The organism is Streptomyces sp. NBC_00236, assembly GCF_036195045.1.
GTDB lineage: Bacteria > Actinomycetota > Actinomycetes > Streptomycetales > Streptomycetaceae > Streptomyces.
This window is the reverse complement of record NZ_CP108100.1, coordinates 7149722-7166990: the sequence shown is the minus strand read 5'-3', so window position 1 is coordinate 7166990 and position 17269 is coordinate 7149722. Positions and strand designations below refer to the sequence as shown.

Sequence of the window (17269 nt, the reverse complement as noted above, 5' to 3'; positions counted from 1 at the left end):
AGGGTAACGCCGCTCCGGCAGCCCCGTCAGGACCGCCTCGAACTTGAGGCCGAATGCCCGCTAACATGCCCGCCCATGACTGACGACGTACGCAACATCGTGCTGGGCGTGATAGCCGCCGGCCTCAGCGCCGCCCTCGGCTGGCTCGCGCGCACCTATATCTGGCGCCGCAAGCTCCGCCGCAAGCAGGCGTTCTTCGGGCTGCCGGGCAACTCGGAGTGCCTGCTCGTCGTCAACCGCGACGCGGGCGGTGACGGCGCCGTCCACCGGCACGACGTCTTCGCCCTGCTGGAGCTCTCCGCGCTGATCAAGGACTGCGCGGCGCACGCCCAGATCCTGGCGCACGACATCGCCCAGCAAGGGTTCGGAGAACGGACCGAGTTCTGCGTCGGCGGCCCCGTCTCCAACCGCCGGATGGCCGCGCACCTGCACTCGCTGCTGCCCGGGGTGAAGGTGAACACCGATGCCGAGCCGGGTCCGGACCGCAACGCCTTCCAGATCGGCTCGGAACGCTACCGGGTGGAGAAGGGCGTGGCCGAGTACGTGATCCTGGCGCGGCTGACAGCCGGTCAGGAAGCCCGCCCGGTCTTCCTGTTCTGCGGCCAGCAGGCCATCACCAACCAGGCGGCGTCCCGCTATCTGGCCCGGAACTACGAGCGCCTCGCCCGCAAGCACGGCAACAACACGTTCTGTCTGCTGCTGAAGGTGGTCAACTCCCAGGCGTACGGCCCCGATGTGGTCGAGCTGGTCGGCGACGTGACCCGTGCGGCCCAGGCCCCGGCGCCGGCGCCCCGGACCTCGCACCGCGCCTCGGGCTGAGGACCTCGGAGGCGTAGGAGGCCGGACGGAGGCCGCCCGGCCTCCGGGTCAGTCGCGCGGGGTCTGTGCGAGGTAAGCGGCCAGGCTCTCCAGCAGCCGGTCGGCGTCCTCCTCGCTGTTGTACGGGGCCAGACCGATCCGCAGCCCTCCCGCGTCGCCCAGCCCGAGGTGGCGCGAGGCCTCCAGGGCGTAGAACGAGCCCGCCGGCGCGTCGACCCCGCGCTCCGCCAGGAACCGCGAGGCATCCGCCGCCGACCGGCCGGGGAACGTCACCAGCAGCGTCGGGGTGCGCAGGGCCGCGCGCGAGTGCACGACGACGCCGTCGAGAGCGGACAGGCCCTTCTCGATACGGACCCGCAGGGCGTCCTCGTGGGCCTCGATCTCCTCGAACGCCGCGGCCAGCCGCTCCCGGCGGGTGCCCTCCGCGCCAGGAGCGAGCGAGGCGAGGAAGTCCACCGCGGCCCGGGCCGCGGCCAGGAACTCGTACGGCAGAGTGCCCAGCTCCAGCCGCTCCGGGACCGCGTCGGTCGACGGCAGCAGCTTGTCGGGCCGCAGGGTCTCCAGCAGTTCGGGGCGGCTCGCCAGCACGCCCATGTGCGGGCCCAGGAACTTGTACGGGGAGCAGACGAGGAAGTCTGCGCCGAGCGCGTCCAGACGGACCGAGCCGTGGGCCGCCAGGTGCACGGCGTCCACGTGCAGCAGGGCGCCCGCCCGGTGGACGAGCTCCGCGATCGCGGGCAGGTCGGGACGGGTGCCGATGAGGTTGGACGCGCCGGTGACCGCCACCAGGCGGGTCCGCGCGGACAGTACCTCGGCGAACCGGGCGGGCGGCAGCTCCCCGCTGTCCGGGTCGAAGTCGGCCCACCGGACCGTCGCGCCGACGGCCTCAGCCGCCTGCACCCAGGGGCGGATGTTGGCGTCGTGGTCGAGACGGCTGACCACCACCTCGTCCCCCGGCCCCCAGCCCTTGGCCAGGGTCCGCGCCAGGTCGTACGTGAGCTGGGTGGAACTGCGTCCGAACACGATGCCCCGCGGCTCCGCCCCCACCAGGTCCGCGAGCGCCGCCCGCGCCCCGGTCACGATCGCCTCCGCGTTCCGCTCGCCCTCGTTCTGCGTACCCCGCACGGCGAGCGGACGGGACAGGGCCTCCACGACCGCGTCGATCACCGGCTGCGGGGTCTGGGTGCCACCGGGCGCGTCGAAACGGGCCGACCCGGCCGTCAGCGCCGGAATCTGCGCGCGAAGCGCGGGGACGTCGAGGGGCATGCGGTTCTCCTGGACATGAGCGGGGCGGGACCGGACCTGGACGGCCGGGGCGGCTCGCGGCAGCGGCTTCCGGGGTTGATCCTGCCTTGTGTGTGTACGGGGCACGCGCCCGGGTCGACGATGCGGCACGCGAGGTACGGAGACGGCCACTCGCACACGGCGGGGTCGGAAGAGTGCCGCTGCGGCGCGAAGAAGGCCCAGCGGCTGAAGGTGTCCGCGCCGACGGGCGCGGACACCTTCCCACTCAGGTTCCGGTACGCGGGCAGGCACCGTGCCTTGTGGACCATCGACCGGGTCGGCACCCACGGTGCCGGCCGGCCGACGGGCCGCAGCCCGGCTCAGGCCCGCTCGGTCCGCGCTCTGTTCACACCCGCCTTCCTTCCCTCCGCGGAGCCTCCGCGGGCCGGGCACCCACTACCGCACGGTCACCGTGACCGGCGTGTGCACGGACCGGCTCGGGAGCGTGACGGTGAGGACGTCGGTGTCGGGGTTCCAGTGGTACGCGTCCGGGGAGAGCCGCACCCCGTGCGCGGTGACCGCGGTGGGGGCGTGGGTGGTGCCGAGGAGGGAGAGTGTCCACCGTCGGTTCTTGACCTGCCCGTGGAAGCTGCCCTTGGCCGCGTCGATCGACACGGTCCGGTGCGAGCCCTTCTCCTCGTACCGCACGGTCGTCGTGGCGTTCCGGTTCTTCTGCGTCGTGGTGCCGTCGTCCTCGTACAGACGGTACGAGCCCGGGGCGCCGGAGGCGATCGCCAGCGTGACGTCGGTCAGGGGGTTGCGGTCGTTGTCGGTGACATCGTGGGTGCGGGTGGGCAGGATGCCTCCCGACTTGATGAAGACGGGCATCGTGTCGAGGGTGGTCGTGACGTCCTGAGTGGTGCCGCCGGTGTACGTCCTTCCGGTGAAGTAGTCGGTCCACTGCCCCGGCGGGAACCACACCGACGTCGTGGCGGACTCGCCGGGCGTGGTCACCGGGGCGACCAGGACGTCGGAGCCGTAGAGGTACTCGCTGCCGGCCGCCGCGTACGCCGCCGGCTCATCGGGGTACTCCAGGTAGGTGGGACGGACGATCGGGACGCCGGTGCGGTTGGCCTCCTCGGCGAGCGTGTAGGTGTAAGGCACCAGGTTCTCGCGGAGGTTGAGGAAGGCATCCGCGGACTTGCGCGCCGACGGGCCGTACTGCCACGGGAGGCGGTCGCTGTGGTTGCTGTGCAGGCGGTCGATGGGCTGGAAGGTCCCGAACTGGACCCACCGGGCGTAGAGGTCGTCGGGGAGCTTGTGCGTGCCCTCCTCCGAACCGTCGATGCCCGTCGTGTCGTTGTGACCACCGATGTCGTGGGTGATGGACGCCATTCCCGTCGCCGCGGACTCACCCGGGGTGTAGCCGACCTCCAGTCGGAGGGTGCCCCAGGTGGAGGCGGTGTCGCCGGTGAAGTGGACGGTGCTGCGCTTGTCCGCCCAGGGGCCGGTCGGCAGGGCCTGCTGGCCGCTGTATCCGCCTGCCTGAAGTGAACCGTAGGCACGGGAGAGGACGAAGCCCCGGCCGATGGCCTCGGCGGACTTGTCGGCGTAGCTCTGGTTGATCCAGGCGTCGGGGGTCACGCCCTTCAGCGAGGACTGCGACGCGTCGCAGCACCAGTCGAGCCACCAGAAGTCGTTGCCCTGCTGGTCCATGGTCCGGTGCAGGTCCATGTACGCCTTGAGCTGGTCCGGGTCACCGAAGTCGAAGACGTAGCAGCCGTCACCGCAACCGCCCTCGATCAGCTTGCCCTTGGCGGTGGCCTGCGCCTGGGCGAACTGGGGGTCGGACGACCGGATGCTGGGGTGCACGTTGAGGGTGTTGTGCAGCCCCTGAGCCTGTGACCAGTCGAAGAAGGCCTTGGGGTCGGGGAACTTGGCCGGGTCGATCTCCCAGCCACGCCAGGTGTCACCGGCCTTGAAGTCGGTGTCGGTCACCAGGACGTCGAGGGGCACGCCCTCCGCACGGAACGCGGGCAGGATCTCGTCCTGGTAGTCGGCAGCCGTGCGGTCGATGTACTCGGAGTACCAGACGCCGTACGCCCACGTGGGCAGGAGCGCGGGTGGGCCGGTGAGGGTGGCGAGGTCCTGGAGGCCCTGCTTGTAGTCGTGGCCGAAGCCGAAGACGTAACCGTCCTGGTAGGGGGCGCCTGCGTGGCCGGGCCGAGGACGTACTTCCTTCGCCCGGGTGTCGTACAGGGCCGACGGGGTGTCGTCGAGCAGGTACCAACCGTCCCGGTTGAGCAGGCCCGGTGTGGTGACGGGGGCGGCGCCCTCGCCGGTCACACCGTCCAGGCCGCGACGGTATCCCCCCAGGGCGATGTGAGGCTGCGGTTCGGCGGCCTCCGGGGCGGCGAGGGAGAGCGTGTCCGCGTTGATGTGACAGCTGGCCGGGTCGGGGCAGTCGAGGGTGACGTCGTTCTCGCCCGCCTTGAGGGTGACGGGGACAGCGGCCGTCTCCCAGTCGTCCCAGTCCTTCGTCGCGGGGAGCCGCAGGGTGGTGGCCGACCCCGTGGCCGCGGACCGCACGGTGGCGGTGCGCGTCTCGTGGAGGCCGTCGCCGCCCTGCCCGTTGGCGTAGCGCATCCGGAGCGTGTACGTGCCGTCGGCGGGCACCCCGACGACGTGGGCCGTCAGGCTCGACCCCTTGTTGAGTTCGGCGACGAAGCCGTTCCCCGCGTACCCCGGGTGGTCAAGGGCGCCGGTGGCCGTTCCGCCGATCCGCGTCGCCTCCGCCTCGCAACTCGTCCCGAAGAGGCAGTCCCTGACCGCCGCTCGGTCGGCGGACGGGTAGGAGTCGTCGTCGGGCCGGAGCACGGCGACGCTGTCGACGTTGACCGATCCCGTATCCGAGGCGGTCCGGGTCAGCGCGATCGTGTGCGGGCCCTTGTCGAGCTTCACGTCCGCCGTGGCCCTGGCCCAGGTGTCCCAGTCGGCCGTGGCCGGCAGGCTGATCCGCTGCTGCGCGCCGCCGTCCACCGAGAGAGACAGGGTGCGGGTCTCGGTCTTACCGTCTCCGCCACGGGAGTTGGCGTACTTCAGGGCGAACCGGTAGGTCCCCTCGGTGTTGACATCGATGTCAGCGGACACCGAACTGCCGGTTGCCTCGAAGCCGGCAGCGAAGGCCGGCCCGGTGTGGTCACGGTGGTCGGAAGCGGTTCCGAGCCCGTCGAGACGGAGATCCTCCGCCTCGCACAGCTCGCCCAGCCCGCACACGAGCCGCTGCCAGGGAGCGGCCGTCACCGGCTTCGCTCCCCCGTTGAGCCGGAGGGAGAAGTTCTGTGCGTCGAAAGGACCCGATCCGACCCGGTAGCGCAGGGTCATCGCGCTCGTCGAGAGGGTCAGCCAGCCGCCCTTCGTGCGCGCGGTGTAGGCGGTCGGAGTGAAGCCCTCACGCCCGATCGCGTTGAAGGTGGGATCGTCGGTGAACGTGCCGTCGCCCGCGTACTCGGTACGGATGAGCGTCGGCGAAAGGATCTCGAAGCGGGCGTGCCCCGACGTGACGGTCGGAATCCTGTGACCGTGGCTCTCTCCTGCGGAGGCCACGTCGGCGACGGTCACGGTCGTCGAGGCGGCCACGGCAAGCGCGGCGAGCACGCTCACTCTCCGACGCGCACGTCGTGGAATCCGGCCACGGCCCATCGATGCGGATATCACTTGCAACTCCGTTCCCCTGCACGCCGACCGGGGGCAGCACTGCCGCCCCCGCCAATTCCAACGTTGCAAATACTCTGCTCGGCACGTAGGACACCACGCCGTCTCGCGTCGTGTCCACAACGGTGCGGCAAAATGCGGCCGTCTCTACGGCCGGGCCGCGGTCAGACGGAGCAGCGGGCCGGTCCGATGACGCCGTCGGTGCCTGTCACCGTCACCGCCTCGCCCCGGTCGGCCGTCCGGGCCTGGGCCGCGGTGCAGAAAAGCTGCTGGCGTGCGGATTCCGAGAGCCGGGTGACCCGGGTGTTCACGGTGACGCGCACGCCCTGCGCGCTCAGCTCGACCCCGATCTTGACCCGTTCCTCGGGCAGTTCGGAACGGAGTCCCGCGTCACGCTCCGCTCCCGTAGGGCCCGAGAAGAGCAGACCGAGAGCCTTGGCCGCCCCCGCGGGCGGCTTCTCGCCGTAAGGCAGCCCGGATCCGCCCTCCGCGAATTCCGCGTACCGCACGACCGGCATCAGCCGGGACGCCGTCGACGAGGAAACGAAGTACAGGACCGTGCCCAGTTGCCCGGCCGGTGCGACCTGCACCGTCGCGGGCTCGCCCGCCTCGACGACCTCCGTGGCCCGGATGCCGCAGCCCGCCGCCAGCAACGTCAGCGGCAGCAGCGCGCCGAGCACGCGCCCGCTCCTCATTCGCCCTCCAGCGGCAGCTCGACGGTGAACACGGCGCCTCCTGCGGGCCCGTTCGCCGCACGGACCGTGCCGCCGTGCAGCCGGACGTTCTCCCGGGTGATCGCCAGGCCCAGTCCGCTGCCCGTCGACCGGGTACGGGCCGCGTCTGCCTTGTAGAAGCGGTCGAAGATGTGCGGGAGCACGGCGGCGTCGATGCCCGGTCCGCTGTCCTCGACCTCGGTCACCAGCCGGACCGCCCCGCCCCACCGCCCGGTCCGCACCCGTACCGTGACGGGCTCGGCCCCGTGCCGGAGGGCGTTGCCGACCAGGTTCGCGACGACCACGTCGAAGCGGCGCGGGTCGAGCACCGCCCGTACGCCTTCAGGGAGTTCGGTACGGACCCGGTCCTCCCAGTGACGGGCCTGGAGGGTCTTGCGGATGGTCTCGGCCACGTCGACCTCGTCGCTGTGGAGATCGACGGCCCCGGCGTCGAACCGCGAGATCTCCATCAGGTCCTCGACGAGCGTGGCGAGCTTTCCGGTCTCCGCGCTGATCAGCCGGACGGCCGCCGCGGTGTCGGGGCGCAGCCCGGCGGCGTCCTCGTCGAGGACCTCCGTCACGGCGAGCATGCCGGCGAGTGGGGTGCGCAGCTCGTGCGAGACGTCCGAGGCGAAGCGCCGGGCCCGTTCCTCGGCCTGGCGGAGCTCCTCGACGGACTCCTCGAGCTTGGTCGAGGACTCGTTGAACGTCCGGGCGAGTCCGGCGAGTTCGTCGGATCCGCGGACCGCGATCCGGGTGTGGAGCTCGCCCCTGCCGATGCCGGCGGCGGCCCGGCGCAGATCACGTACGGGACGCAGGACGCTGCGCGCGGCGAGCAGGGCGGGGACCAGTGCGATAAGCAGGGCGGGCAGGGCACCGTCACGGGCCGCGCTGACCATGGCGGCGATGTTCGCCTCCTCGGTGGCCAGGGGCATCACGACGTAGAGGACGAGTCCGGTGGGCTGGCGGCCGTCACCGCGGTTGAAGAGCGCCGGCATGCCGACGGTCAGCCAGGGCTCGCCGTCCTTGACGACCCGCTGGAACGAGCCGTGGCTGTTCTTCTGGGAAGCCGCTCGCAGGGCGGCCGTGATCACGCTCGAGGTCGGCCGGTCCGAGGAGGAGACCTGAAGGTCCCCGTACTCGGCGAAGACGGTCCAGGTACGGGCCTTGCCGTCGCGGGCCAGGGCGAGGCACATGTCCCGCAGCCCGAGCCGGTCCGGCGGGAGGTCGATGCCCCGTGCGCTGACCCGGTCGCGGAACTGGGCGACGGCGGTGTCCTGGGCCTGCTGGAGGATCGCCGAGCGTGCCTCGCGGTAGGTCAGGGTCGCGGTGGTGGCCGCGCTGACCGCGGCGACGAACAGGAACGCGGCTATCAGGCGCGTGCGCAGGCCGAATCCGGCGGAGAGCAGCTTCATGCGAGCGGCCCGAAGCGGTAGCCGAAGCCGCGGACGGTCTGGATGTAGCGCGGGTTTCCCGCCACGTCCTCGATCTTCTGCCGCAGCCTGCGCACACAGGCGTCCACCAGCCGGGCATCGCCGTGGTAGCTGTGCTCCCACACGTATTCGAGGAGCTGCTGGCGGCTGAAGACCTGCTCCGGCGCGGCCGACAGATGCAGCAGCAGTTTCAGTTCGGACGGGGCGAGGAGCACCCGGTCCCCTGCCTTGGCGACGGTCAGGCCGACCCGGTCGACCGTCAGCGCGCCGTGGGTCTCGACGCCGCTGCGCCCGGAGGGTTCGGCGAGCCGCCGCAGCACCGCGCGGATCCTGGCCTCGATGACCTCGGTGCGGGCGGGCTTGACGATGTAGTCGTCCGCGCCCGCCTCCAGTCCCACGACGACGTCGAAGTCGTCGCCGCGTGCGGTGAGCATGATGATGGGCAGCTGGCTGGTCTCCCGGATGCGTCGGCAGACCTGGACGCCGTTCATCCCGGGCAGCATGAGGTCGAGCAGGACGAGTTCGGGCCGGAACTCGTCGAGTGCGGCCAGCCCGGCCTCGCCCGTGCCGACGGTCCGCATCTCGTGCCCGCGCCTGCGCAGCCCCAGTTCGACCCCTTCCCGTACGGAGGGGTCGTCTTCGATCAGCAGCACGCGAGGCATGGCGTCAGTGTCCCAGCGGTCAAGGAGTGGATTCGGAAGTGTGAGCGGACCGGTAGTCCCTCAGCCGCGTCGCAGCCGGCCGCGTACGGCGCCCAGCGCGGTGCTGACCTCGGTCAGCCGCAGCGGGCGGGCCAGCAGGGCCACGACCAGGAAGAGGACCAGTATCCCGGCCCCTGCCGGGGCGAAGTCCCCGAGTCCCGCACCGTCCGTGTCGACGACGCGGGCCGCCCCGTACGCGAGCAGTCCCGCGGGCACGCACGCGGTCACCAGGCGGGCGTGCGCCCCCACCCCCGGCGAGCGCAGCGGCGAGTGCCTCGGCGCACCGGAAGCGGCGACCCTGCGGTGCAGTACGTACGCGGTGACGGTGAACCCGGCGAACAGGGCCACGGAGTACGCCCCCGCCATTCCCGTCACCGCCCAGCGCGCGGGCAGCAGGAGATAGGCGGCGATCGAGAGCCCCGCGTTGAGCGCGGCGATGACCAGGTTCAGGAGGAAGGGGGTGCGGGTGTCGCTCATCGCGTAGAAGCCCCGGGAGAGCACGTACTGACCGGAGTAGGCGATGAGTCCGGGAGCGAAGGCCGCCATCATGCCGGCCATCACGGTGATGTCGGCCGGGCCGGTGTGTCCGTATCCGAAGACCGACCCCATCACCCACGGGGCGAGGGCGAGCAGCGCGGCAGCAGCGGGGATCACGACGGCGGCGGAGGTCCGCAGCGCGTACGAGACGTCGCGCCGCACCCCGGCCAGGTCGCCGTCGGCGGCGGCCCGGCTCATCCGCGGCATCAGCGCGGTCACGAGGCTGACGGTCACGATGCCCTGCGGCACCACCCACAGCTGGAAGGCGTAGCTGTACGCGGTGTAGCCGGCACCGCCCGCGACGTTCTGGTCCGCCGCGTGCTGGCCGGTGGCGGTGGAGAGCCGGGTCACCACCCAGTAGGCGGCCTGATTGGTGAGCACCATCATCACGAGCCAGCCGGCCGCCCGCAGCGGCCGGGTGAGTCCGCTGCCGCGCCAGTCGAACCGGGGCCGCCAGCGGAACTTCGCGGCGCGCAGGGCGGGCACCAGCGCGAGGGTCTGCACGGCGATCCCGGCCGTGGTCCCCCAGCCGAGCCACTGCGCCTGCGCGGAGGTCAGTTCGCCGTCCGAGCTCGCCGCGGTCCAGAGGTAGAGCCCGAACACCGCGATGATCACGAGGTTGTTGAGGACGGGGGTCCACATCATGGCCCCGAACCGGTTGCGGGCGTTGAGTACTTGCCCCAGCAGGGTGAAGAGCCCGTAGAAAAGGATCTGGGGCAGGCAGTAGCGTGCGAGGGCGATGGTGAGTTCGGCCTGGTCCCCGTCGTACGTGGGGGCGTACACCGAGATGATCAGCGGGGCGCCGACGACGGCGAGCGCGGTGAGGGCGAGCAGCCCGACGGTGCAGAGGGTGAGCAGGCGGTCGGTGTAGGCGGCCCCGCCGTCGGAGTGCTCCCGGGCGGCCCGGACGAGTTCGGGGACGAAGACGGCGTTGAGGGCGCCGCCGATCAGCAGCATGTAGAGGATGTTGGGGACGGTGTTGGCGACCGTGTAACCGTCGGCCCGCAGTCCGGTGCCGAGTGCGGCGACGACGACCGCCGAGCGTATGAACCCGGTCGCCCGCGAGACGACGGAACCGGCGGCCATGACCGCGCCGCTGCGCAGCACCGAGCCGGAACCCTGGCGTTCGCGCTGTTCGGGGGCGACCGTGCCGGTGGTCGCGTCCGCGGCCGTCACCGGTGTGCCAGGTAGGCCTGGAAGGCCCGGTACAGCGTCCTGTTGGCGGTTCCGCCCACTGATGTCTCCCACTCTCCGAGCGTCTCCACGACCTGCCCGCCGGTGCCGAGCTTCCAGCGCAGCAGCCCGAAGGGGCGGTCGTCGGGATCGAGGGTGGAGGATACCCCGCGCATGTCGTAGACCTCCGCGCCCTGGGCCTGGGCGTCGAGGAGCATCTGCCACTGCAGGGCGTTGCTGGGGCGGACCTCGCGGCGGTGGTCGGCGGACGCGCCCGTCTGGTACCAGACCCTGCTCCCGGTGCTGATCATGGTGTGGGCGGCCAGGATCTCGCCCTCGTGCACGGCGAGGCAGAGCTTCATCCTGCCGGGCTGTTCGGCGTTGAGCACGGCGTACTGGCGCTGGTAGTAGGCCAGGGAACGGCCGAGCCGGAAACCGTCGCGTTTCTCCGTGATCCGCAGCAGGCGATGGAACTCGGGGAGCTCGGCCGCACTCCCGGTGACGATGCGCACCCCCGCCCGGCCCGCCTTGCGGACGTTGCGGCGCCACTCCTGGTTGAGCCCGGCCCACAGGTCGTCGGCGGTCCGGCCGACGAGCGGCACCCGGAAGACGTACCGGGGCTGGGCGTCGGCGTCGTCGGCGTCCCCGCCGCAGCGCCGCCAGCCACGGGCCCGCAGCCGGTCTGCCACGGCCGCGCCGAGCGGGTCGACCTCGCACGCCAGTACATCACCGACCGTGCGGCCGGGACCGGTGGCGGACTTGAGGCGGGCGGCGTCCCAGCTGCGGTAGGCCGGGGACGGCCCGATGCGCACGGCGAACGCCCCCGCGCCGCGCAGATGCGTCATGAGGGGCCGCAGCCAGCGGTCGATCCCGGGATCGGCCCAGTTCGCCACCGGCCCCTCCGGTATGTAGGCGAAGTATTTACGGGTACCGGGGAATTGCCGGTAGAGAATCAGCGCACTGCCGGCCATTTCACCGCACTCGCCGATCCAGCCGACCCTTTCCGACGACCACTGGTCCTTCACACCGGCCCAGGACGGGTGCTGGAGAAAGCTCGCGTCCGCATGCACGGCCAGGTGCGCGCGGTGCTCGGCGGCCGTCAGACCGCGTATCCGTAGTTCCTGGTGACGGCTGCGGTCTCCGGTCGCGAGCAGCGCTGACATGTCCGTGGGCCCTCCCTCGTGGGCCCCGCGGCGGTTCTGCGGGGCTGCACAGGATGCTCACAGCGGACCGTGACCGGACTGCGCGCCGGATGTGACCGGACGGTGACCGTTGCGCTGCGCTTGTTGTCACACACCGCATTCCCGCATTTCCGCGGATTCGCGGAACTTAGGCTGACCGGCAATTGGGGCCCGCGATACCGACCCTCAATTGCCGGCCGGCCTCTGGCTCCGGTGAATTCCTCCCACTCGACGACAGAGCAAGGCCCAGGAGGTTCTTCCGTTGATACCCGCTCCTCTCACATCCGCCGCTCGGCGCCCCGCCCGTTCCGCGTCGCCCCTCCGTCCCGCCCGGCTCGCCCTGGTCACCGGCGCCGCGGTGCTCGGCGTCACGCTCACGGCGTGCTCCGGTGGCGCCGCGGCCTCGGGTCATGACGGCAAGGCGCAGGGCACGGGCTCCCCGAAGGCCGCGGCCACCCGGATCTCGGTGAACCTGCGCGGCACCGCGGCCACCGCGGGCCGGCCGGTGACGGTGACACTGACGGCCGGGAAGCTGCGCACCGTCACGGTCTCGGCGGACGGCGGCGACGCCCTCACCGGCCGGCTCTCCCCCGACGGCAGGACCTGGACGTCCGACCGGCCGGCGGCGCCCGGCACCACGTACCGGGTCGAGGCGAAGGACACCGGCGGGGGCGGTGACACAGCCGGGTTCACCACGGCGGCGGCCGGCACGGTGAACAAGCTGACCCTCGCCCCCGGCAAGAACACCACGGTCGGCATCGCCCAGCCGCTGTCCATCGTGTTCGACCACCCGGTGAAGAACAGGGCGGCGGTCGAGAAGGCACTCAAGGTCTCCACCTCGAACAACACCGAGGGGTCCTGGGGCTGGCTGCGGGACTACTCGGGACGCGACCGCGTGGACTGGCGGCCCAAGGAGTACTGGAAGTCGGGCACGCGCATCACCCTGAACGCCGAGCTCAACGGAGTCGACTCGGGCCCCTCGGGCGGCTGGTTCGTACGCGACTACGCGACGACGTTCACCGTCGGCAGCAGTCAGGTCGTCGAGGTGGACCTGGACCGTCACCGGCTGGCGCTGAAGCGGGACGGCAGGACCGTCATGGACGTACCCATGTCCGCCGGCACACCCGGTGGCGACCGGGCGTCCTGGCGCGGCACGGCCGTGCTGATCGCGAAGGAGGGCACGATCAACATGCGCTCGGAGACGGTGGGCCTCGGTGACCTCTACGACAAGATGGTCGACTACTCGATGCGGCTGACCTGGTCGGGCATGTACGCCCATGCCGCGCCGTGGAACGCCGCGTACTTCGGGGTGGCCAACCACAGTTCGGGCTGTGTCGGCATGAGCGACGCCGACGCCGCCGCTCTCTACCGCCAGGCCCGCGTCGGCGACCCGTTCGAGATCACCGGCGCGGACGCCAAGGGCACGGTCGCGGAGGGCAACGGCTACGGGGCGTGGAACGTCTCCTGGTCCGACTGGCGGACCAGGAGCGCTCTCGGCTGACGGCACGGCGGGCACGGCCCGCATCACCGGCGCGACCGGCACGCAGCTGACCTTCTCCCCGCCCGGCACGGGCCCTCTCGGGCGTCCGCGCCAGGTGCGAGAAGTGATCACCGGCTGCTGCCGGACGGGCTCCACGGCCTGGGACCGCCTCGCGGCGGGTCCCGGCTACTGCGTTCCCGGCATCAGCGTGCCCGGTTGAGCCGGGCCGACGCTCGTCGCCTCCGTCTTCGGGTTGCGCCGCTGCCGCTTCGCCACCCAGGTGGCGAACCAGGAGAGCAGCATGCACATCCCGATGTAGATCGGCGAGATCACCATCACCACGGGGATGAAGGGCAGATCGTAGTCGAGGTTGGACGCGATGAGCTTCCCCGCGTGGAGGAATTCCTCGTACGTGATCAGGTACCCCAGCGAGGTGTCCTTCAGTGCCACCACCAACTGGCTGATGATGGTGGGCAGCATCGCGCGCACCGCCTGCGGGGCCAGGACGAAGGTCGTGACCTGCGTCTTGCGCATGCCCAGGGCGAACGCGGCCTCGCCCTGGCCGCGCTCCACCGAGTTGATGCCGGTACGGAACACCTCGGCGAGCACCGAGCCGTTGTACAGCGTCAGTCCGGCGACCAGGGCCGGCAGCGGCTGCGCCTTCAGCGCGACGAAGATGAAGAAGATCATCACCAGGACGGGCATGGCGCGGAAGAACTCGACGAGGATCGTCGCCACCCAGCGCACGGGCCGGTGGTCGGAGAGCCTGCCCACCGCGAGGACGGCCCCGAGCGCCAGCGAGAGCACCGCGGCGTACGCGAACGCCTTGAGGGTGTTGCCGAGCCCGCGCAGCAGCAGTTCCTGAATGCCCTTGTACTCGAAGGGTGTCCATTTGTCGCTGGTGAACTGGTCGGTGTCGAAGAGCAGGTAGATCACCCAGCCGACCAGGGCGAGGATCAGGATCGTCGAGACGATCCCGTAGATGAGGTGCCGCTTGCGGGTCTGCGGCCCCGGGATGTCGTACAGGACGGTCGCACTGGGGGTGGAGTGGGCGGTCATCGGGCGACTCCCCAGCGCTTTTCCAGCACGTTGAAGATCGCGCTGATGGTCAGAGTGATGATCAGGTACCCGACGGCGATCCAGACGAAGGTCCAGATGATGCTGTAACCCAGCTCGTTGAGGGTCTTGTACGTGCCGAGCAGCTCGGTGACGCTGAACGCCCCGGCGATCGCCGAGTTCTTGGCGAGTGCGATCAGCGTCGATCCGATCGGCGGGATCACCGAGCGGAACGCCTGCGGCAGCACCACGTTGCCGAGCGTCTGGCCGAACGTCATGCCGAGGCTCCGCGCCGCCTCGCCCTGCCCGGTGGGCACGGTGTTGATGCCGGAGCGCAGCACCTCGCAGATGAACGCGGAGGTGTAGCAGCCGAGAGCGAGGATCGCGAAGACGTTGAACGGCAGGACCAGGCCGAAGCGCGGCAGACCGAGCAGTACGGCGAAGAAGAGCAGCGTCAGCGGGGTGTTGCGCAGCACGGTCACCCAGACCGTGCCGAGAACCCGGAGCGAGCCGACGGGCGCCACCCGGAAGGAGGCCATGAGGAAGCCGACGACCAACGCCAGGATCGAGGCGTAGAAGGTCAGTTCGACGGTTCCGAGGAAGCCCTTGCCGTAGAGCGAGAAGTTGTCGGTGAGTACGTCCATGTGTCGTGGCCGTCCTCTCAGTTCGCCGGGTAGCGGTCGATGGGCGGCGGCTTCGGCGCGGGCGCCCCGGAGAGGCCGAGCGTCGCCTCGAACGCCTTCTTCCAGTTGCCGTTCTTCTCGTTGGCCTCCAGCGCGTCGTTGAGCGCGAACCGCAGCGCGTTGTCGCTGCGCGGGACCCCGATGCCGTACGGCTCCTCGGAGAACGGCTTGCCGACGACCTTCATCTCCTCGGGCGCCTTCGCCGCGAAGCCCAGCAGGATCGCGTCGTCGGTGGTGACGACGTCGACCTGGTACGTCAGCAGGTTGTCGACACAGATCGAGTACGTGTCGTAGGCGACCAGCTTCGCCTTCGGGTAGTCGGCGGCGATCCGCTGGTACGGGGTCGAACCGGCCGCCGAACAAACCGTCTTGCCGGCCAGGTCCTGCGGTCCGTGGATGTCGTCCTCGTCCGTACGGACCAGCAGCCCCTGGCCCGCCATGTAGTAGGGGCCGGCGAACCCGACGAGCTTCTTGCGCATGTCGTTGATGGTGTAGGTGCCTACGTAGTAGTCGATCTGCCCGTTCTGCAGGGCGGTCTCACGGTTGGCGGAGGCGATGGTCTTGAAGCGGATCGTCTTCGGGTCGAAGCCGAGCGAGGCCGCCATCATCCGGGCGATCTCGATGTCGAAACCGGAGTAGACGCCCGTGGCCGGATCCTTCTCGCCGAGGTAGGGCTGGTCCTCCTTGGCCCCGACCCGCAGGTATCCGCGCTTCTTCGCCTGCCGCCAGGTGCGGGAGTCCGGCAGGCTGAAGGAGGTGTCGACCTTGTAGACCGGCAACGCCTCGGCCTGCGGCCCCTTCACCGGCGGGCTGCCCTCCTTGCCGCAGCCCGCGGCGAGGACGGCCAGCAGCAGGCCGGCACAGGCGGCCAGTACTCTTCTCGTACGGAACACAGGGCCCCCCGTCAGTGCTTGAGGATCTTGGACAGGAAGTCCTTGGCGCGGTCGCTCTCCGGGGCGGTGAAGAAGTCCTCCGGGGTTCGGTCCTCGACGATGCGGCCGTCGGCCATGAACACGACGCGGTTGGCCGCGGAGCGGGCGAAGCCCATCTCATGCGTGACGACGACCATGGTCATGCCCTCGCGTGCGAGCTGCTGCATCACTTCCAGCACCTCGTTGATCATCTCCGGGTCGAGCGCCGAGGTGGGCTCGTCGAAGAGGAGGGCCTTGGGGTCCATGGCGAGCGCGCGGGCGATGGCCACGCGCTGCTGCTGGCCGCCGGAGAGCTGGGCGGGGAACTTGTCGGCCTGGCCGACGAGTCCCACGCGCTCCAGGAGCTCCCGGGACCGCCGGTCGGCCTCGTCCTTCTTCCGCTTGCGGACCTTGAGCTGCGCCAGCGAGACGTTGGCCAGCACGGTCTTGTGCGCGAACAGGTTGAACGACTGGAAGACCATGCCGACTTCGGCCCTCAGCTGTGCCAGTCCCCTGCCCTCCTCGGGGAGGGGTCTGCCGTCGATGGAGATGCGGCCCGACTCGATCGTCTCAAGGCGGTTGATGGTCCGGCAGAGCGTCGACTTCCCGGAGCCGGAGGGGCCGATGACCACCACCACCTCCCCGCGGCCGACGGTGAGATTGATGTCCTGCAGTACGTGCAACTTTCCGTAGAACTTATTGACGTCATGCAGCTCGATCAACGGATCGACGGCCATACGCTGCCCTACCCAATTATCGCTTTGTCGAGGTCAGCGCAAACTATCCGCCCCGGAAAGGGACTTCACACCCGACACGCGTAATTGGGTCATAAGGCGTTTTATCTCGCCGCACGGTGCGCGCGGCCGGTCGTCACCCCTCGGCCGACTCCGAGTACACCTGCGACAGCTCGGGACTGCCGGTCATCGCCCAGTCCAGACCGGCCTCGACCACATCGATCTCACGCCCCGACGCGAGGCGCACCACGGGCTGGCCGCTGGGCCAGATGTGCCAGTGCGCACCGTCGACATTGCGCACCAGGACCGTGCCCAGATAGAGCCCCGCGTCGTTGCCCATCCAGGGAAGCTCCTCGGGATCGTCGCGCCAGCGCGGCGGCAGCTGGTCCAGTGCCGCCAACGAGGCCGGGCTGTCGTCGAGTTCGAGCCCCCGCTCCCCCACCCGGACGCGGAGCAGCTCACATTCGGCGAGCAGTGCGGCCACGCCTTCCGGATCGGCCTCGACGGCGGCCGCGAGCCCCGCCTCCCGGGTTCCGTCGTGACGCTTACGCCAGTTGTCCAAGAAAGGGATGTTCATACCACTCAGGTTCCCATCTCGGCGCGGATCCGCACCACAGGGCGCGCGGCCTGTCGTTCGAGTGTGGAACACCACGTGTACGCCCCGCGTTCACCAGGGCACGCCCCCGCAGCGCAGGGAACCGGAAAGAACGAGGTGGAGGAGCCCGCGCCCGACTGGTAGGTTCCCCCGTCATGAGCAGCCCCGAGTCCGACAGACGCCGGCCACCGGTCCCCCGGTGGCTCCCCGCGTCCGCGTCCGACCGCCTTCGTGTCGGCACGGCTGTCGCGCTGCCGCCGTCCGGACCCATGCGATGCGGGTCGCGCTCGGCACTGCGTACCGGTAAGGCACTTT

Annotated in this window: 14 protein-coding genes; 2 read left to right on the top strand and 12 right to left on the bottom strand. The window is 70.7% G+C overall.

The window, feature by feature from the left end:
* The first annotated feature begins 75 nt into the window (after positions 1-75).
* On the top strand, positions 76-819 hold the full coding sequence (locus OG446_RS31945; protein WP_328897269.1) for a hypothetical protein: 744 nt from the start codon (positions 76-78) through the stop codon (positions 817-819).
* Positions 820-867: 48 nt separating this feature from the next.
* On the opposite strand, the gene OG446_RS31940 is transcribed toward OG446_RS31945, so the two are convergent.
* From OG446_RS31940 to OG446_RS31910, 7 genes are all read right to left on the bottom strand, one after another.
* On the bottom strand, positions 868-2085 hold the full coding sequence (locus OG446_RS31940) for a cysteine desulfurase-like protein (protein ID WP_328897268.1): 1218 nt from the start codon (positions 2083-2085) through the stop codon (positions 868-870).
* Between the two features lie 414 nt (positions 2086-2499).
* A complete protein-coding gene (locus OG446_RS31935) occupies positions 2500-5745 on the bottom strand; it encodes a TIM-barrel domain-containing protein (protein WP_328898475.1) in 3246 nt (1081 codons plus the stop codon).
* Positions 5746-5921: 176 nt separating this feature from the next.
* Positions 5922-6452 (bottom strand): hypothetical protein, encoded by a 531-nt coding sequence (locus OG446_RS31930; protein ID WP_328897267.1) that lies wholly within the window; start codon positions 6450-6452, stop codon positions 5922-5924.
* The gene (locus OG446_RS31925; protein ID WP_328897266.1) at positions 6449-7885 is read right to left on the bottom strand and encodes a sensor histidine kinase; all 1437 of its coding nucleotides are present in this window, start codon (positions 7883-7885) and stop codon (positions 6449-6451) included. Before OG446_RS31925 ends, OG446_RS31930 begins: the two co-directional genes overlap by 4 nt.
* Positions 7882-8565: a response regulator transcription factor gene (locus tag OG446_RS31920; protein WP_328897265.1), complete on the bottom strand. Its 684-nt coding sequence runs from the start codon at positions 8563-8565 to the stop codon at positions 7882-7884. Before OG446_RS31920 ends, OG446_RS31925 begins: the two co-directional genes overlap by 4 nt.
* A gap of 60 nt (positions 8566-8625) precedes the next feature.
* Positions 8626-10317 (bottom strand): murein biosynthesis integral membrane protein MurJ, encoded by a 1692-nt coding sequence (gene murJ, locus OG446_RS31915; protein ID WP_328897264.1) that lies wholly within the window; start codon positions 10315-10317, stop codon positions 8626-8628.
* On the bottom strand, positions 10314-11477 hold the full coding sequence (locus tag OG446_RS31910) for a lipid II:glycine glycyltransferase FemX (protein WP_328897263.1): 1164 nt from the start codon (positions 11475-11477) through the stop codon (positions 10314-10316). Before OG446_RS31910 ends, murJ begins: the two co-directional genes overlap by 4 nt.
* Before the next feature lie 280 nt (positions 11478-11757).
* Here OG446_RS31910 and OG446_RS31905 point away from each other — a divergent pair, with 280 nt between their 5' ends.
* Positions 11758-12996: a L,D-transpeptidase gene (locus tag OG446_RS31905; protein WP_328897262.1), complete on the top strand. Its 1239-nt coding sequence runs from the start codon at positions 11758-11760 to the stop codon at positions 12994-12996.
* 165 nt (positions 12997-13161) lie between these two features.
* On the opposite strand, the gene OG446_RS31900 is transcribed toward OG446_RS31905, so the two are convergent.
* The 5 genes from OG446_RS31900 to OG446_RS31880 all read right to left on the bottom strand — a co-directional run bounded on the left by OG446_RS31900 (position 13162) and on the right by OG446_RS31880 (position 16936).
* Positions 13162-14034, bottom strand: a complete 873-nt coding sequence (locus tag OG446_RS31900) for an amino acid ABC transporter permease (protein ID WP_328897261.1) — start codon at positions 14032-14034, stop codon at positions 13162-13164.
* A complete protein-coding gene (locus OG446_RS31895; RefSeq protein WP_328897260.1) occupies positions 14031-14675 on the bottom strand; it encodes an amino acid ABC transporter permease in 645 nt (214 codons plus the stop codon). Before OG446_RS31895 ends, OG446_RS31900 begins: the two co-directional genes overlap by 4 nt.
* Positions 14676-14692: 17 nt before the next feature.
* Complete coding sequence (locus OG446_RS31890; protein ID WP_328897259.1) at positions 14693-15607, bottom strand: glutamate ABC transporter substrate-binding protein; 915 nt, start codon at positions 15605-15607, stop codon at positions 14693-14695.
* 11 nt (positions 15608-15618) lie between these two features.
* Positions 15619-16362: an amino acid ABC transporter ATP-binding protein gene (locus OG446_RS31885; protein WP_328897258.1), complete on the bottom strand. Its 744-nt coding sequence runs from the start codon at positions 16360-16362 to the stop codon at positions 15619-15621.
* Between the two features lie 133 nt (positions 16363-16495).
* Positions 16496-16936 carry a DUF6278 family protein gene (locus OG446_RS31880; protein ID WP_328897257.1) on the bottom strand — a complete coding sequence of 147 codons (441 nt, stop codon included), beginning with the start codon at positions 16934-16936 and terminating at the stop codon, positions 16496-16498.
* Positions 16937-17269 lie beyond the last annotated feature (333 nt).